The organism is Pseudomonas putida NBRC 14164, assembly GCF_000412675.1.
GTDB lineage: Bacteria > Pseudomonadota > Gammaproteobacteria > Pseudomonadales > Pseudomonadaceae > Aquipseudomonas > Aquipseudomonas putida.
Window position 1 is genome coordinate 600838 of record NC_021505.1, and the last position, 16487, is coordinate 617324.

The following is a 16487-nucleotide window of genomic DNA, read 5'->3' on the forward strand; positions in this document are numbered from 1 at the left end:
GGGAGACAAACCTGATGAAAACTGCATTCGTGACTGGCGCCTCCTCAGGCTTTGGCCGAGCCATATGCCGCACCTTGGTTGCCAAGGGCTACCGTGTGATCGGTGGCGCCCGCCGCCTGGACAAGCTGCAGGCACTGGAGCATGAGCTTGGCGACAACTTCATTCCACTGGCGCTGGATGTGACTGATGGGCAGTCGATCAGCGCAGCAGTTGCGCAGATCAACGAAGCTGCGTCGAGCATCAATGTGCTGGTCAACAACGCAGGTCTGGCGCTGGGTATCGAGCGGGCTCCGGCCTGCAGCGCCGAGAACTGGCAGCGCATGATCGACACAAACATCACCGGCCTGGCCATGGTCACCCACGCGGTGTTGCCACAGATGGTCGAAGCCGACAGTGGCATGATCATCAACATGGGTTCGATTGCCGGCACTTACCCCTACCCGGGCGGTAATGTTTATGGCGCAAGCAAGGCATTCGTGCGTCAGTTCAGCCTGAACCTGCGCGCCGATCTGGCAGGCACCCGCGTGCGGGTCAGCAACATCGAACCTGGGCTGTGTTCCGGGACCGATTTCTCGGTGGTACGCCTGAACGGCGACCTGAATGCGGTGGATGCGTTGTACCGTGATGTGCAGGCAATCCTGCCCGAGGACATTGCCGCCACGGTTGCCTGGATCGCCGAACAGCCGCCACACGTAAACATCAACACGCTCGAAATCATGCCGGTGGCGCAGAGCAGTGCGGCCTTGAACGTGGCGCGCAATCTACCGCTGTGCTGACCGGGATCAATCGCACTTTCGGCATTCTTGACTAGTCTTAACGGTTGGCGGCATGACTTTGCCGCCACCGTGATGACCCGAGGTGCCGGCAACGCCCCGAGCGCCCGAAAACTGATCAGGAGTGCACGATGGACCTCAACCGTCGGCAATTCTTCAAGGTCGCCGCAGTTGGCCTTGGAGGCTCGAGCCTGGCGGCGTTGGGCATGGCCCCGACGCCGGCCTTCGCCGAGCAGGTGCGTCACTTCAAGCTGGCGCACACCAAAGAAGCCCGTAACACCTGCCCCTACTGCTCGGTCGGCTGTGGCCTGATCCTGTACAGCCAGGGCGATGCGGGCAAGAACGTCAAACAGAGCATCATCCATATCGAAGGTGACGCCGACCACCCGGTCAACCGCGGCACCCTATGCCCGAAAGGCGCCGGCCTGCTGGACTTTATCCACAGCCCAAGCCGCCTGCAGTACCCCGAGGTACGCAAGCCGGGTAGCAAGGAGTGGGTGCGGGTCAGCTGGGACGAGGCGCTCGACCGCGTCGCCGACCTGATGAAGCAGGACCGCGACGCCAACTTCATCGAGAAGAACGCCCAGGGGCAAACCGTCAACCGCTGGCTTACCACCGGTTTTCTTGCTGCCTCCGCCGCCTCCAGCGAGGCTGGCTACCTGACCCACAAGGTCGTCCGCGCAACAGGCATGCTGGGGTTCGATAACCAGGCACGTGTCTGACATGGCCCGACGGTGGCAAGTCTTGCCCCGACGTACGGCCGTGGCGCCATGACCAACCACTGGTCCGATATCGCCAACGCGAATCTGGTCCTGGTGATGGGTGGCAACGCAGCAGAAGCGCATCCGTGCGGCTTCAAATGGGTGACCGAGGCCAAGGCGCACAACAAGGCGCGGCTGATTGTGGTCGACCCACGCTTTACCCGTACCGCTTCGGTGGCGGACTACTACGCGCCGATCCGCACCGGTACCGACATCGCCTTCATGGGCGGGCTGATCAATTACCTGCTGAGCACCGACAAGATCCAGCACGAATACGTGCGCAACTACACCGACGTGTCGTTCATCGTCAAAGAGAGCTATGGCTTCGAGGACGGGCTGTTCAGCGGCTACGACGAGGCCAAGCGCGTGTACGCCGACAAATCCGGTTGGGGTTACGAGCTGGGCGAGGACGGTTTTGCCAAGGTCGACCCGACCCTGCAGCACCCGCGTTGCGTGTTCCAGCTGATGAAGCAGCATTACAGCCGCTACACCCCTGAGCTGGCGAGCATGATCTGTGGCATGCCACAGGACGCCATGATGAAGGTCTGGGAAGAGATCGCCACCTGCTCGGTACCGGGCAAGACCATGACGATTCTCTATGCACTGGGCTGGACGCAACACTCCATCGGTGCGCAGATCATCCGCAGCGCGGCCATGGTCCAGCTGCTGCTGGGCAACGTCGGCATGCCAGGTGGCGGGGTCAACGCACTGCGCGGGCATTCCAACATCCAGGGCCTGACCGACCTCGGCCTGCTGTCGAACTCGCTGCCGGGTTACCTGACCCTGGCTGGGGATGCCGAGCAGGACTACGCCACCTACATCGACAAGCGCGCATCCAAACCGCTGCGCCCGGGGCAACTGTCGTACTGGCAGAACTACGGCAAGTTCCACGTCAGCCTGATGAAGGCGTGGTACGGCGCCAACGCCACGGCAGAAAACAACTGGGGTTATGACTGGCTGCCCAAGCTCGACGTGCCTGCCTATGACGTGTTGCGCATGTTCGAGATGATGAGCCAAGGCAAGGTCAACGGCTACGTGTGCCAAGGCTTCAACCCGATCGCTGCGCTGCCGGACAAGAACCGCGTGACTGCGGCATTGGGCAAGCTCAAGTGGCTGGTGATCATGGACCCGCTGGCTACCGAAACCTCGGAGTTCTGGCGCAACGCCGGGCCATTCAACGATGTCGATACGGCCAGTATCCAGACCGAAGTGATCCGCCTGCCCACCACCTGCTTCGCCGAGGAGGATGGCTCGCTGGTCAACAGCAGCCGCTGGCTGCAATGGCACTGGAAGGGGGCCGACGGCCCGGGTGAGACCCGTACCGACGTGCAGATCATGAGCGAGCTGTTCCTGCGCATGCGCCAACGCTACCAGGCCGAGGGCGGCGCCTACCCTGACGCGATCATGAACATCAGCTGGCCGTACAGGATTCCTGAAGAGCCATCCCCGGAGGAGCTGGCCAAGGAGATGAACGGCTGGGCAGTCACCGACCTTACCGACGCCACCGGCGCCACGCTCAAAGCCGGCCAGCAGCTGTCGGGCTTCGGGCAGTTGAAGGACGATGGCAGCACCGCGTCCGGCTGCTGGATCTTCGCCGGCAGCTGGACCGAGCAGGGCAACCAGATGGCCCGTCGTGACAACAGCGACCCCTACGGCATGCATCAGGTGCAGAACTGGGCCTGGGCCTGGCCGGCCAACCGCCGCATCCTCTACAACCGTGCCTCCAGCGACCCGCAAGGCAAGCCGTGGGACCCGGAGAAAAAGCGCCTGGTGTGGTGGAACGGCAAGGCCTGGACCGGCACCGACGTGCCGGACTTCAAGGTCGACTCGCCACCGGAAGCGGGTATGAACCCGTTCATCATGAACCCTGAAGGCGTGGCGCGCTTCTTCGCCATCGACAAGATGGCCGAAGGCCCGTTCCCCGAGCATTACGAGCCATTCGAAACGCCGATTGGCATCAACCCGCTGCACCCGCAGAACAAGAAGGTGGTCAGCAACCCGGCCGGGCGCATCTTCGACTCGGTGTGGGACACCCTCGGCACCCACGACGAGTTCCCCTATGCGGCGACCACCTACCGGCTCACCGAGCACTTCCACTTCTGGAGCAAGCATTGCCGGCTCAACGCCATTGCCCAGCCGGAGCAGTTCGTCGAGATCGGCGAGGTACTCGCCAATGAGAAAGGCATCAAGGCCGGCGACCGGGTGCGAGTGTCGAGCAAGCGCGGGCATATCGATGCGGTGGCAGTGGTGACCAAGCGGATTCGCCCGCTGCAGGTCAACAACCAGACCGTGCACCAGATCGGCATCCCATTGCACTGGGGCTTCACCGGTGCAACGCGGCATGGCTACCTGACCAACACGCTGGTGCCATTCCTGGGTGACGGCAACACGCAGACGCCAGAGTCCAAGTCGTTCCTCGTCAAAGTGGAGAAACTCTGATGGCCAGCCAAGACATCATCGCCCGCTCGGCCACCACCACCGTACCGCCTTCGGTACGCCAGCAGCAGGAAGTCGCCAAGCTGATCGATACCACCAAGTGCATCGGCTGCAAGGCCTGCCAGGTGGCGTGTTCGGAGTGGAACGAACTGCGTGACGAGGTCGGCCACAACCACGGCACCTACGACAACCCCCAGGACCTCACTGCCGAGACCTGGACACTGATGCGCTTCACCGAGCACGAGCGCGACGACGGCAACCTGGAGTGGCTGATCCGCAAGGATGGTTGCATGCACTGCGCCGACCCAGGTTGCCTGAAGGCCTGCCCGAGCCCGGGGGCGATCATCAAGCACGCCAACGGCATCGTCGACTTCAACCAGGACCACTGCATCGGTTGCGGTTACTGCATTACCGGCTGCCCGTTCAACATCCCGCGCATCTCGCAGAAGGACCACAAGGCGTACAAGTGCACGCTGTGTTCCGACCGCGTGAGCGTGGGCCTGGAGCCGGCCTGCGTGAAAACCTGCCCGACCGGGGCGATCGTGTTCGGCAGCAAGGACGAGATGAAGGTGCACGCCGCCGAGCGCATCGTCGACCTGAAGTCGCGGGGCTACGACAAGGCCGGGCTGTACGACCCGGATGGCGTCGGTGGCACCCACGTGATGTACGTGCTGCACCATGCCGACACGCCGAGGCTGTACGCCGGCCTGCCGGACCAGCCGGTGATCAGCCCGCTTGTGGGGCTGTGGAAGGGCTTCACCAAACCGCTGGCGCTGCTGGCCATGGGCGCGGCGGTATTGGCCGGGTTCTTCCACTACGTGCGGGTAGGCCCGCAGCGGGTAGAGGAGGACGAGCACCCAGCGCCGCCCGATGACAGCGTGCACCAGGTAGACCCGGCGGTGCATGTCTACGATCCGAAGCAGCCCGGTGGGCAAGGGGAGCAGCGGCCATGAACGACAACAAACCCATCCTGCGCTACAACGCCAACGAGCGGACCAACCACTGGATTGTCGCCATCCTGTTCTTCATGGCCGGGCTTTCCGGGCTGGCGCTGTTTCACCCGGCGCTGTTCTGGTTAAGCCATCTGTTCGGCGGTGGGCCGTGGACGCGCATCCTGCACCCGTTCATGGGTGTGGCGATGTTCGTGTTTTTCCTCGGCCTGGTGTTCCGCTTCTGGCGCGCCAACTTCATCACCGCCAACGACCGCCTGTGGTTGCGTCGCATTGATCGGGTGATGGTCAACCGCGAAGACGGCGTGCCCCCCATTGGTAAATACAACGCCGGGCAGAAGCTGCTGTTCTGGACGCTATTGTTGTGCATGCTGGTGTTGTTGATCAGCGGCGTGGTGATCTGGCGGGCCTATTTCAGTCACTTCTTTGATATAGGCTCGATTCGCCTGGCATCGCTTGCCCACGCACTGGCGGGCTTCGTGCTGATCCTCAGCATCATCGTGCACATCTACGCCGGCATCTGGATCAAGGGTTCGATCGGCGCCATGCTGCATGGCTGGGTCAGCCGTGCCTGGGCGCGCAAGCACCATGCGTTGTGGTACCGCGAAGTGACCGGCGACAAGACGCCGGGCAATCACGGACGAAAAGAAGGATGAGCGCTTGAGCACGATACTTGAACCTGGGCAGATCGAGGCATCGGCGGTAGCGCCGCCGTTCCTGCATCTGCCCCCCGCCAATCTGTTCGAACTGCGCGCTGCGCGCCTTGAGCAACTGGCCGATGGCAATGCCCTTGGCGACTATCTGCGGCTGATCGCGCAGTTGTGCCGCATCCAGCAGCAGCTTCTGGGTAACCCGCCCGGTGGTATGCCGGTGGCCGAGGAGCGTCAACGCCTGTGCATAAGTCATGGCTTGCCGCCGCTGGCGGCCGACAGCCTGGTGCGTGAAGGGCCTTGGCTTGTCTGGTTGCAGGCCTTGCTGGAGCACTGCAGCGGCGCTACAGGCGGCCCGTTGGGTGAAGCATTGCAGGTGCTGCGCAGCAGTGATGACCATCAGCGCAAGGGCTGGGGCATCGCCTTGCTGGCGGGCCAGTACGACGCGGTGCCTGCGGCATTGGTGCCGTTTTTGGGCGCTGCGTTGCAGGCGGCCTGGTCCAGTTGGTTGCTGGCGCTGCCGGCGCCGGAGCTCAAACCCGCCGGTAGCCTGGCCCAGTGTCCGGCGTGCGGTTCGCCGGCAATGGCCGGGGTGGTGCGTAACCGCGGCAAGCACAATGGCTTGCGCTATCTGGCCTGTTCGCTGTGTGCCTGTGAATGGCATGTGGTGCGGGTCAAGTGTGTGTACTGCGAGTCGAGCAAGGACTTGCGCTACACCAGCCTGGAAGATGACCGCCATGCGCCGGGCAAGGCACCGCTGCGAGCGGAGTGCTGCCCGGGGTGCAGTACGTACCTGAAGCAGAATTATCTGGAAAACGACGCGGCGGCCGAGCCGCTGGCCGACGACCTGGCCAGCCTGGTGCTGGATATGCGCCTGGACGAGGAGGGCTTCCATCGCCTGGCGCCCAACCTGATGCTCGCGCCGGGTAGTGGTTGAGTGTCTACACTGGACACCGAGTTGCCTTCTTCGCGGGTAAACCCGCTCCGCGGACCCTGTGGGAGCGGGTTCACCCGCGAAGAGGCCAGTACAGACACCGGATCAGCCAAGGTAGTACCGCATGTCTTCAAGCCTCGCCAGCCACACCCTACGCCTGCCTTCCATCGACACCCTCCTGCGCCACCCGGCCGGCCTCGCACTGATCGACCGCCACGGCCGCGACGCGGTCCTGTCCACCCTGCGCCAGCTGCTCGACGACCTGCGCGCCCCCGCCCGCAACGGTGAACTCACCCCCGCCGAACTGGCCCCCGAAATCCTCTTGGGCCGCACCGGCGAACGCCTGGCCGTTCAGCAGCGCAGCCAGGTCCGCCGCGTGCTCAACCTTACCGGCACCGTACTGCACACCAACCTCGGTCGTGCACTGTTGCCCGAAGAAGCCATCGAGGCCATGCAAACCGCCGCCCGCTATCCCCTCAATCTGGAATTCGACCTGGCTACCGGTAAGCGCGGCGACCGTGACGATTTGATCGAAGGTTTGATCCGCGAGTTGACCGGCGCCGAAGCCGTCACCGTAGTCAACAACAATGCCGCCGCTGTGCTGCTGGCGCTCAACAGCCTGGGCGCGCGCAAGGAGGGCATCATCTCCCGCGGCGAGCTGATCGAAATCGGCGGTGCCTTTCGTATCCCCGACATCATGGCCCGTGCCGGTGTGAAGCTGCACGAGATCGGCACCACCAACCGCACCCACGCCCGCGACTACGAAGCTGCCATCGGCCCACGTACCGGCCTGCTGATGCGCGTGCATTGCAGCAACTACAGCATCCAGGGCTTCACCACCCAGGTGCCCACGGCCGAGCTGGCGCGCATCGCCCACCAACATGAGCTGCCGCTGCTCGAAGACCTCGGCAGCGGCAGCCTGCTAGACCTTACCCGTTGGGGCTTGCCCGCCGAGCCGACGGTGCGTCAGGCACTGGCTGACGGCGCCGATATCGTCACCTTCAGTGGCGACAAACTGCTGGGCGGGCCGCAAGCCGGGATCATCGTCGGTCGCAAGGACTTGATTGCCAGGATCAAGAAAAACCCGCTAAAGCGTGCGCTGCGCGTCGACAAGATCACCCTCGCTGCACTCGAAGCGGTGCTGGCGCTGTACCGTAACCCCGACCGTCTGGCCGAGCGCCTGCCCAGCCTGCGTCTGCTGACCCGCAGCCAGGCCGAGATACAGGCCCAGGCCGAGCGCCTGGCCCCTGGGCTAAAGGCTCACCTCGGTGAGCAGTGGGCTGTCAGCGTGGAGCCCGCGCTGGGCATGATCGGCAGTGGCAGCCAGCCGGTGGCGCGCTTGCCCAGTGCAGCCCTGTGCCTGCGCCCGCAGGTGTCGAAGAAGTTGCGAGGCCGCAGCCTGCATGTGCTGGAACGGGCACTGCGTGAACTGCCGGTGCCGGTGCTTGGCCGTATCGATGACGACGCCCTGTGGCTGGACCTGCGCCAACTGGATGACGAGCTCCAGTGGCTGGCGCAGTTGCCCGCCCTGCAACTGGGGCCGGTGCAGTGATCGTCGGTACCGCCGGCCATATCGACCACGGCAAGACCGCACTGCTGCAGGCGTTGACCGGGCAGGCCGGCGACCAGCGCCAGGAGGAGCGTGCCCGCGGCATGACCATCGATCTGGGGTATCGCTACGCGGCGTTGGCCGAGGGCGCACCGCTGACTGGCTTCATCGACGTGCCGGGCCACGAGCGCTTTATCCACAACATGCTGGCCGGTGCCCACGGTATCGACCTGGTGTTGTTGGTGGTGGCTGCCGACGACGGGGTCATGCCGCAGACCCGCGAGCACCTGGCGATCATCGAGCTGTTGGGCATTCCTCAGGCCTTGGTGGCGATCAGCAAATGTGACCGGGTCGAGCCGGCGCGCCTGGCCGAAGTGCGGGCGCAAGTCAGCGAACTGCTGGCGCCCGGGCCGTATGCCGGTGCGCGGCAGTTTCCCGTCTCCAGCATCAACGGGGAAGGCATAGACGCGTTGCGTCAGGCCTTGCTGGAGGCCGAAGCAGCGGTGCGCAAGCGCAGCGCTGGTGGCGGTTTTCGCCTGGCCGTCGACCGCGCTTTCGCGGTTACCGGTGCCGGCGTGGTGGTCACGGGCACGGCGCTGGCCGGGCGGGTCAGTGCCGGCGACACCTTGTTGCTGGGCAAGGCCGGCAAACCGGTGCGGGTGCGTGGTCTGCATGCGCAGAACCAGGCCGCGCTGGTGGCCGAGGCAGGCCAGCGAGTGGCGTTGAACATCACGGCCGAACGGCTGGCGATGGAGCAGGTGCATCGGGGCGACTGGCTGGTGCCCGAGTGGCTGCACGCGCCCAGCGTACGCGTCGATATCGAGTTGAACCTGCTGCCGGGCGAGCCCCGTACGTTTGAACATTTCAGCGCTGTACACGTGCACCTCGGCACCCAGGATGTAACGGCCCGCGTGGCCTTGCTCGAAGGTGAGTCCTTGGCAGCGGGGCAGCGTATGTTCGCCCAGTTACTGCTCAATGCGCCGTTGCAGGCCGTGCACGGCGATCGCCTGGTGCTGCGTGACCAGCGAGCCCAGCGCACCTTGGGGGGCGGCAAAGTACTCGACCCGTTCGCGCCAAGCCGGCAGCGCCGCAGCGATGAGCGCCTGCGCCAGCTGCAGGTGCTGCGGGATGCCGACGACCTGGAACAGGCCCTGCCTGCGCTGCTAGCCAGCGCTCCCGGTGGCATCGATCCCCAGCGGCTTGAGCGGCAGTTCAATCGCCTGCGCGCAACCTGGCAGTTGCCAGAAGGGGTATTGGTGGTGGCCACGCGGCAGGGGCAGCTGCTGTTCGCCAACGCCCAGTGGCAGGCGCTGAAGCAACAGGTGCTGGAGCACTTGGCGCGTTTTCATGAGCAAGAGCCTGACCAACTGGGCCCGGACCGTGACCGCCTGCGTCGCTTTGCGGCCTTGCCGCTGGAGCGCCCGGCATTCGTCAGCCTGCTGGATGAACTGCTCGATGACGGCGCCATCGCCAGCAGCGGGCCTTGGCTGCATTTGCCCGATCACAAGGTGCAGTTGAGCGAAGCCGACAGTGCGTTGTGGGCGCGCTTGCAGCCGAAGTTGCTGGCGGGACAATACGATCCGCCCTGGGTCAGGACGCTGGCAACTGAGGAGAATTGCGCCGAAGCCGACGTGCGCCTGCTGCTGCGCAAGCTGGCTAGGCTTGGTGTGGTGCACCAGGTGGTGCGTGACCTGTTCTACCCAGAGGCGACGCTACAGCGCATGGCAGAGCTGTTGCGGGGGCAGGCCAGCGAAACGCCGATAGTGCAGGTGGCCGCGTTTCGCGATATGTTGGGCATCGGTCGCAAGCGCAGTGTGCAGATTCTGGAATATTTCGACCGCATCGGCCTGACCCGGAGGGTGGCCGACCAGCGTCACATCCGCGCCGACAGCGCCCTGGCCCAGCAACAGGCCAGGCACTGAGTTCAAGGAAGGCAATCGCGCCCGGTGGCGCGGCCGGGCTTCAAACCCGGTTGGGGACGGCAGCCGTTCCCGGGCAGGTTCGACTCCCGCTGCCTTCCGCCATTTTCATTCGCCTGTCGGGGCTCTACGGGGCGCTTCACAGCGTTTGGGACTTGCACGGGACCTGTGGGAGCGTGTTCACCCGCGAAGAGGCCCTGAAGGGTGAAGCCTAAGCCCGCTCCCCACACAGATCCAGGGCAAACCACTGTTCTGCAGTATCCACATCCAACCCCGCCCCCAGCAGCGCAACCATCTTGCCCAGCGCCGCCTCACGGGTCATGCCACCGCCACTGACCAGCCCGGCCCCACGCAAGCGGTTACCCGCCGCATAGGTATCGAACACCACCGAACCCTCAGGGCACTGGCTGATCGCTGCCAACATCACGCCACGCTGGCGCGCCGCCCGCAGCACATTCAGCAGCGCCTGGTCATCCGACGGCCCGGTACCGCTGCCGTAGCACTCCAGCAGCAAACCCTGCACACCACTGTCGATCAAGGCCTGCAAGTGCCCGGCCTGCAGCCCGGGGAACACCGGCACTATCGCCAGGTTGACCGGCTGGCGCGGGTGCTTGTAGCCAAGCTCGGCGGGAATCGCCCCGGCCCGCTCGCCGTCGCGATGGCGCGGCAACGCAGCAAAGGCATCGAACGCCTCGCTGCGAAGCTTCGACGCCCGGCAGCCATGCAGCAGCTGATCGTGGAAGTACAGCTGCACGCCATTCTCCAGCCCTTGTTCGAACTGGCGCAGCGCACCGCACAGGTTGGCCCAGGCATCGCTGTCTGCGGCACCTGCCGGCAGCATCGAGCCGGTCAGCAGCACCGGGACTGGCAGGCCCAGCAGCAAAAACGACAACGCCGCGGCGCTGTAAGCCATGCTGTCGGTGCCATGCAACACCAGCACGCCATCATGGCCTGCCACATCCACCGCTTCGACGATGGCATCGCGCATCGCCAGCCAGTTGTGCTGTTGCATGTTGGCGCTGTCGAGCAGCGGGTTCAGCTCCTGAAGCGACCAGTGCACCTGGGGGGCATCGGCCATCTTGGCAAAGTGCTCACGCATCCGCGCTTCGAAGCCACCGGCTGGCGCCAGGCCTTCCGGTGTTTCGAGCATGCCGATGGTGCCACCGGTATAGAGAACGAGAAGATTCTTTACTGCACGCATGGAAAACATCCGTAGCGGTGAGCCGAGAAAGAAAAGCCGCCCGCGGAAGGGGCGGCTGGGCAGGAGAGGATATCAGCGCTGCGGCTGAGCCTGGACGGCTGCTTTGTCAGCGGCTGTTTCCACCTGTGGATTGGCAGGCCAGGCATTGCGGTCCAGGTCCAGGTCGGTGAACTTGCTCGAGTCGAACACAGGCTGGCCGATGCCGGCTTTGCGCTGGTCGTCGTAGTCGCGCATCACGCGCAGGCCGACCTTGAACAGCAGGGCCAGGGCCACCAGGTTGACGAAGGCCAGGCAGGTCATGGTGATGTCGGCGAAGGCGAACACGGTCGACAGGTCTTGCATCGAGCCCCACACCACCAGTGCCAGCACCAGGCCACGGAACACCATCAGCACCACGCGGTTGCGGGTGAGGAACTGCAGGCTGTTCTCGCCCAGGTAGTAGTTGTAGAGGATGCAGGTGAACACGAACAGCGACAGCGCCACGCTGACGAACACACGGCCCCAGTCACCGACCACGGCGGCCAGCGAGTTCTGGGTCAGGACAATGCCGTCACCCTCGAAGCCCGGGGTGTAGAAGCCCGACAGCAGGATCAGCAGCGCGGTGCAGGTGCAAATCACGAAGGTGTCGAGGAACACACTGAAGGCCTGGACCACGCCCTGGGCGCCCGGGTGTTTCACGGCAGCCACGGCGGCGACGTTCGGCGCACTGCCCAGGCCGGCTTCGTTGGCGAACACACCACGCTTCACACCCATGACGATGGCGCTGCCCAGCAGGCCGCCAAACGCCGGGTCGAGGCCGAAGGCGCTCTTGAAGATGGTTTCCAGCATGGCCGGCACGTGTTCGATCTGGGTGCCGATCACGTATAGGGTCACGCCGATGTAGGCCAAGGTCTTGATCGGTACCAGCAGGTCCGACACGGCGGCGATGCGCTTGATGCCGCCGATGAAGGTGATGGCCAGCAGCACTGCCAGGACGATACCGGTCTGGCTTGGGGCAAAGTCAAAGGCGTTCTGCAGCGAGTGGGTCACGGTGTACGACTGCAGGCCGATGAAGGCGAAGCCGTAGGTGACCAGCAGCAGGATCGAGAACACGATGGCCATGCTTTTGCGCTTCAGGCCATGCTGGATGTAGTAGGCCGGGCCGCCACGGTACAGGCCGTCGCCGTCGGCGCGCTTGTAGACCTGGGCCAGGGTGCATTCGAAGAAGCTGCTGGACATGCCCACCAGTGCGGTGACCCACATCCAGAACACGGCGCCCGGGCCACCCAGGGTCACGGCGATACCGACACCGGCAATGTTACCGGCGCCAACGCGGCCGGCCAGGCTCAACATCAGGGCCTGGAAGGAGCTCAGCTGGCCTGCCTGGCCACGCAGCGATTCCTTGAAAACGGTGAACATGTGGCCGAAATGGCGGAACTGAACGAAACGCGAACGGATAGTGAAGTAGCTACCCAGCCCTACGATCAGCACGATGAGGAGTTTCCCCGAAAGGAAATCGTTGAGTACTTCGAGCATTGGAAAATGACCTCGATTCTTATTCTTCGTGTGGAATGACCAGCGGACGGCAGGCGCACCGCTATTCGTTGGGGCGAATGGTTGGCCATGACAAGAGTCGTTACAATTTCGCGGGTTGCTCTGACTTGATGCTAGTTGATGCTACAATGGCGTCATTCGCGTCACCTGGGTTCCGCACATGAGCGATCATTTCGCCACCAACCTCAAACTGGCCTGCAGCCACTACCGCTCTATCTCCGAAGTTTGCCGGCAGCTCTCTATCAACCGCGCGCAGTTCAACAAGTACCTGAGCGGTCAAAGCCGTCCGACGGCTTTCAACCTCAAGCGCATTGGCGATTTCTTCGGGGTCGAGGATTACGAACTGAACCTGCCGGCCGAGCAGTTCGCCCGGCTGATCGGCGCACGGGTGTCCACCTTGGCCGAGCAGCCCAGCGACCCGATCAGCGAACTGTTCCGCCCGCTGCATGATCATGCGGGCAACCTGTCGCGTTATTGCGGTTATTACTTCGAGTATTCCAACTGCATGTCGGTGCCGGGCACGATCCTGGTGTCGCTGGTGCACCTGTGGGAAGAGCGCGGCCGTTTCCTGTTCGAGCGCCAGGAGCGCCAGGAGCGTTCCAGTGCCACTGACCAGCATGCCGAGGTGCGCTGCCGCTACCTGGGCGCGGCGTTTCAGCTGCAGGACCGGGTGTTCCTCATCGACTACGAGTCGCTCACCTTCAACGAAATGAGCCAGACCATTCTCATCCCCAGCTTCAAAAGCCGCATCACCCGCCTGAACGGCCTCAAGGCCGGGGTTTCCAGCGGCGACCGTCGCAACCCGGCCTGCACCCGCGTGGTGTGGGAGTACCTGGGCGAGGAGATCAATCGCATCAATGCCTATCGCCAGGTAAAACTGTACCGGCCGGATGACCCACGTATAGATGATGATGTGCGTGAGCGGTTGAGTGTGGGGCCGTTGCGCAACAGTTTGTTCGAGATCGAGTAGTGCTCAACAAGTCAGGCGTCTTCGAGGATGAATCCCGCCACGGCGCTGGCAACCTGATCCGCAATCGCTGGCGTACTGCGTAAGTGGGAAGCGATGCCATGGTCGCAGTCGGTAAGAAACAGGCATTGCAAACGCGCTGCTGGAACTGATTGCATCAGGGCCTGGGTAACTTCTTCAGGAATCGGGCTGTAGCGCTCGGCACCGGCCAGCCACAGGCTACCTGCACTGGTCCCTGGGCCTTTGCCGAATCGTTGTGAGTTGAGCCCGTCATACTCGCCAATCACCATCAGCACTCTGCCTTGGAACTGCTTGAGGAAGGCGTAGCTGTCGCTGTCCAGAAAGCCGTAGGGTTTGCTGATGGCTGTGGTGAATGCCGGGCCAAACGGCGCCCGGAGGGCATCATCTGGATAAACCGCTGGGCAGATCAACACGATCCTGTCCACTTGCGGCAACCGTGCTGCAAGTTTCAGCGTGATTGCCGCGCCCAGGCTGTGGCCGATCAGTGTTCGGCATCGAGGTGCGATATGCGTATGAAACCGCTGTGCCTCTTTGAGGTTGGTAGCCAGTGACGGTGCCACTGCGCCTGGCTCGCTGGCGAGGCTGTGACCAGAAAGATTGCCGGTGAGCGACCCGATGCCAGCGGCTTGCAAGCGATAGAGCAGTGGGTTGAGCCGGGTAAAGTCCGAGCGCGCGCCACCCAGCACCAATGCCGGCGCTGCGCGCTCGGTATCAGGTACCAGCAACCGGGCCTGTTGCTGGTAGTTCCCAAACGCTTCGTTGATAAACAGTTCTTTGCCCGGGGCGGGTTCGTCAAATTGCCATTTCAGACGCTGAGAAGATCCCTTTTGCAAGTGCATGGCGCCCTCTAGAAAAACTGATCGAGCCACTCGCCGAGTGGATTGCCCGTGTCGAGCAGTAGTTTGAATGCCATGATGATGCAGACACTGACCAGCAGCGGCTTTATGAGGCGAGAGCCGAAACGAACTGCGCAGCGCGCACCTAATTGTGCGCCCAGAAAGGCGGCAATCGCCATTGCCAGCGCCAGCGGCCAGATGATCGCTCCGCTGAGTAAAAATACTGACAACGCGCCCAGGTTGCAGGCTGCGTTCAAAAGCTTGCTGGTGCACACGGCTTGTATCAGCTGTTGGCCTAGTAGCACTACGCAGGCCAGCATGAAGAACGAGCCGACGCCAGGGCCGAAGATACCATCATAAAACCCAATGATTGGCGCAACCGTTACGCAGAACAGGCTACTCGATAACTTCGCCTTACGCGTTTGCTCATTCGGCTTTGGACTAAAGGCAAAGTAGATTGCTATCAGGATCAGCAAGGGTGGGACACATGCCTGCAAAAAGCTTTTGGGCACGTAGGTTATGGACAAGGCCCCCAAGGCCCCTCCAATAAACGACATCACCGCCATTGGGCTGCCTCGCCTCCAGTCGATCATGCCTTTTCGGGCGAAAGCGCATGTAGCCGAAACGGTAGCCGAAGCGGCTTGGACTTTATTCGTGGCAATTGCTGCCAAGGGCTCTATACCGGCGATAAATAGCACCGGGAGCGTGATCAAGCCTCCGCCTCCGGCGATCGCATCGAAAAAGCCGGCCATGAGTGCAACGAGCGCGAGTATCAGAACAAGCGTCAAATCGAATTCGATCATCGTTTTTCTCAGTGATTAACCACGAACCAGAAGGGGGTCTTCAACGAGAACCAGCGGTTCTGCTAAGGGGGAGTATCCGAATTGACGGATGAGCAGGCGCCGGTTGTCCTGGACCCTGTCGCGACCGTGCAAGGCTCGGCTGTTGTTGACCAACAATGCGCTATCAGGCTGGAGGACGAACGCCAGCGGTTGTGCGTTATCGAGCTTTTTTTGAAATGTAGTGAAAGCACGCGCGGCGGCGCTGCAAGCACGATCACTCAGGCGGAAGCGGTAACTGTTGTAACGAATTGAGAAACCACCATTGGGCTCGAACTGAAGTATTGAAACTTCTTTACCCGCATTGCCCTTGCCTTTAGCGAAACAGTCACTGCGCGTAAAGTCGAAAGACCTTGAAGTCAGCGCAAGTGTATCCAGGCTGCTCAAGCATTCGATGATTTCCCGGAGCGGGAACACATGCGTAGGCTCATTGGCGGGATTCCAGCGGGCAGTGAGGATAAGCGCGGAGGGGGCCGGGGAGTGACCGTTTCTGGCGATTGTTGAGCAGTTGTACGGGGCTTCAGTGTGCGGTCCCAAGTACAAGCCGGCATGTGAGCTGGTTTCCACTGTCAGGCAGGGGGCTTCGTTGGGGCGTGGGATACGGCCACCTCCCTTGAAGTTACCAACCAGGCGGACCTGTTTGCCTTCATTGTCGATATCAAAAGCGAAACTGCGATGACGCGCGAGTTCCAGCAGCAGTTGATTTCGTGAAGCGAGGTATAGGCAGCGAGGGCTTTGCGCCAGGTCGCAGATTTCGGGTAGGTGTTCAGGTATCGGCTCGTCGGCACAACGCATTTGCCTGAACATCAAGGTTGACACGTTGCCTTCGTCGAAGCGCTGCAGCAGCGAACGTTGTTTTTCATCCAAGCCTTTTTCGAGCTGATCGGCGAAGGCACGAGCTTCAAATGCTGCACCCTTGGCTTCCGGTCCGCCCAAGTCCGCAATGGTTTGACTTGCAAGGGCTATGGCCCGACTTTGGTCCGGGCGGAAATCCAGGTATGCGGCTTCGGGATGGGGCATTGAACGTTCCTTGTACTTGTTGTGAGGAGGCTCCCCGCCAGGCAAGCAAGAGAGTCAACTATTCAATGCAGTTACGCCTCTGCGGGGAAGTCAGCTCT

At 62.8% G+C, this 16487-nt stretch carries 13 protein-coding genes and 1 tRNA gene; 9 read left to right on the forward strand and 5 right to left on the reverse strand.

The genetic code is table 11. From position 1 onward, the window contains the following. The first annotated feature begins 14 nt into the window (after positions 1 to 14). From PP4_RS02680 to PP4_RS02720, 8 genes are all read left to right on the forward strand, one after another. Positions 15 to 776 (forward strand): SDR family NAD(P)-dependent oxidoreductase, encoded by a 762-nt coding sequence (locus PP4_RS02680; protein ID WP_016497752.1) that lies wholly within the window; start codon positions 15 to 17, stop codon positions 774 to 776. A 128-nt stretch (positions 777 to 904) separates the two neighbouring features. Next, a complete protein-coding gene (gene fdnG, locus PP4_RS02690) occupies positions 905 to 3973 on the forward strand; it encodes a formate dehydrogenase-N subunit alpha (protein WP_016497753.1) in 3069 nt (1022 codons plus the stop codon). Then, complete coding sequence (gene fdxH / locus PP4_RS02695) at positions 3973 to 4923, forward strand: formate dehydrogenase subunit beta (protein WP_016497754.1); 951 nt, start codon at positions 3973 to 3975, stop codon at positions 4921 to 4923. Before fdnG ends, fdxH begins: the two co-directional genes overlap by 1 nt. After that, on the forward strand, positions 4920 to 5576 hold the full coding sequence (locus PP4_RS02700; RefSeq protein ID WP_016497755.1) for a formate dehydrogenase subunit gamma: 657 nt from the start codon (positions 4920 to 4922) through the stop codon (positions 5574 to 5576). Before fdxH ends, PP4_RS02700 begins: the two co-directional genes overlap by 4 nt. A gap of 4 nt (positions 5577 to 5580) precedes the next feature. After that, a complete protein-coding gene (fdhE, locus tag PP4_RS02705; protein WP_016497756.1) occupies positions 5581 to 6507 on the forward strand; it encodes a formate dehydrogenase accessory protein FdhE in 927 nt (308 codons plus the stop codon). Positions 6508 to 6628: 121 nt separating this feature from the next. Beyond that, complete coding sequence (gene selA / locus PP4_RS02710) at positions 6629 to 8056, forward strand: L-seryl-tRNA(Sec) selenium transferase (protein WP_016497757.1); 1428 nt, start codon at positions 6629 to 6631, stop codon at positions 8054 to 8056. Then, positions 8053 to 9975 (forward strand): selenocysteine-specific translation elongation factor, encoded by a 1923-nt coding sequence (gene selB, locus PP4_RS02715; RefSeq protein ID WP_016497758.1) that lies wholly within the window; start codon positions 8053 to 8055, stop codon positions 9973 to 9975. The genes selA and selB overlap by 4 nt, the downstream gene beginning before the upstream one ends. 6 nt (positions 9976 to 9981) lie before the next feature. After that, positions 9982 to 10077: transfer RNA gene (locus PP4_RS02720), tRNA-Sec, on the forward strand. A 106-nt stretch (positions 10078 to 10183) separates the two neighbouring features. On the opposite strand, the gene PP4_RS02725 is transcribed toward PP4_RS02720, so the two are convergent. Together PP4_RS02725 and PP4_RS02730 are read right to left on the reverse strand one after the other, a co-directional pair. Beyond that, the gene (locus PP4_RS02725; protein ID WP_016497759.1) at positions 10184 to 11173 is read right to left on the reverse strand and encodes an asparaginase; all 990 of its coding nucleotides are present in this window, start codon (positions 11171 to 11173) and stop codon (positions 10184 to 10186) included. A gap of 72 nt (positions 11174 to 11245) precedes the next feature. Beyond that, positions 11246 to 12688, reverse strand: a complete 1443-nt coding sequence (locus PP4_RS02730) for an alanine/glycine:cation symporter family protein (RefSeq protein ID WP_016497760.1) — start codon at positions 12686 to 12688, stop codon at positions 11246 to 11248. 178 nt (positions 12689 to 12866) lie between these two features. Here PP4_RS02730 and PP4_RS02735 point away from each other — a divergent pair, with 178 nt between their 5' ends. Further along, entirely contained in the window at positions 12867 to 13676 is an 810-nt protein-coding gene (locus PP4_RS02735) for a helix-turn-helix domain-containing protein (RefSeq protein WP_016497761.1), read from the forward strand. A gap of 11 nt (positions 13677 to 13687) precedes the next feature. On the opposite strand, the gene PP4_RS02740 is transcribed toward PP4_RS02735, so the two are convergent. From PP4_RS02740 to PP4_RS02750, 3 genes are read right to left on the reverse strand one after another with little or no spacing between them, the layout of a single operon-like run. Then, positions 13688 to 14533 (reverse strand): alpha/beta hydrolase, encoded by an 846-nt coding sequence (locus PP4_RS02740; protein ID WP_016497762.1) that lies wholly within the window; start codon positions 14531 to 14533, stop codon positions 13688 to 13690. 8 nt (positions 14534 to 14541) lie between these two features. After that, on the reverse strand, positions 14542 to 15333 hold the full coding sequence (locus tag PP4_RS02745; protein WP_016497763.1) for a TSUP family transporter: 792 nt from the start codon (positions 15331 to 15333) through the stop codon (positions 14542 to 14544). 15 nt (positions 15334 to 15348) lie between these two features. Beyond that, positions 15349 to 16389 (reverse strand): Fe(II)-2OG oxygenase family protein, encoded by a 1041-nt coding sequence (locus PP4_RS02750; RefSeq protein ID WP_016497764.1) that lies wholly within the window; start codon positions 16387 to 16389, stop codon positions 15349 to 15351. Between the last annotated feature and the right edge of the window lie 98 nt (positions 16390 to 16487).

Bases quoted from the DNA above. Each gene is read 5' to 3' on its own strand.
- PP4_RS02680 (WP_016497752.1), top strand. From the start codon at position 15: ATGAAAACTGCATTCGTGACTGGCGCCTCCTCAGGCTTTGGCCGAGCC.
- fdxH (WP_016497754.1), top strand. From the start codon at position 3,973: ATGGCCAGCCAAGACATCATCGCCCGCTCGGCCACCACCACCGTACCG.
- PP4_RS02700 (WP_016497755.1), top strand. From the start codon at position 4,920: ATGAACGACAACAAACCCATCCTGCGCTACAACGCCAACGAGCGGACC.
- selA (WP_016497757.1), top strand. From the start codon at position 6,629: ATGTCTTCAAGCCTCGCCAGCCACACCCTACGCCTGCCTTCCATCGAC.
- PP4_RS02725 (WP_016497759.1), bottom strand. From the start codon at position 11,173: ATGCGTGCAGTAAAGAATCTTCTCGTTCTCTATACCGGTGGCACCATC.
- PP4_RS02730 (WP_016497760.1), bottom strand. From the start codon at position 12,688: ATGCTCGAAGTACTCAACGATTTCCTTTCGGGGAAACTCCTCATCGTG.
- PP4_RS02735 (WP_016497761.1), top strand. From the start codon at position 12,867: ATGAGCGATCATTTCGCCACCAACCTCAAACTGGCCTGCAGCCACTAC.
- PP4_RS02740 (WP_016497762.1), bottom strand. From the start codon at position 14,533: ATGCACTTGCAAAAGGGATCTTCTCAGCGTCTGAAATGGCAATTTGAC.
- PP4_RS02745 (WP_016497763.1), bottom strand. From the start codon at position 15,333: ATGATCGAATTCGATTTGACGCTTGTTCTGATACTCGCGCTCGTTGCA.
- PP4_RS02750 (WP_016497764.1), bottom strand. From the start codon at position 16,389: ATGCCCCATCCCGAAGCCGCATACCTGGATTTCCGCCCGGACCAAAGT.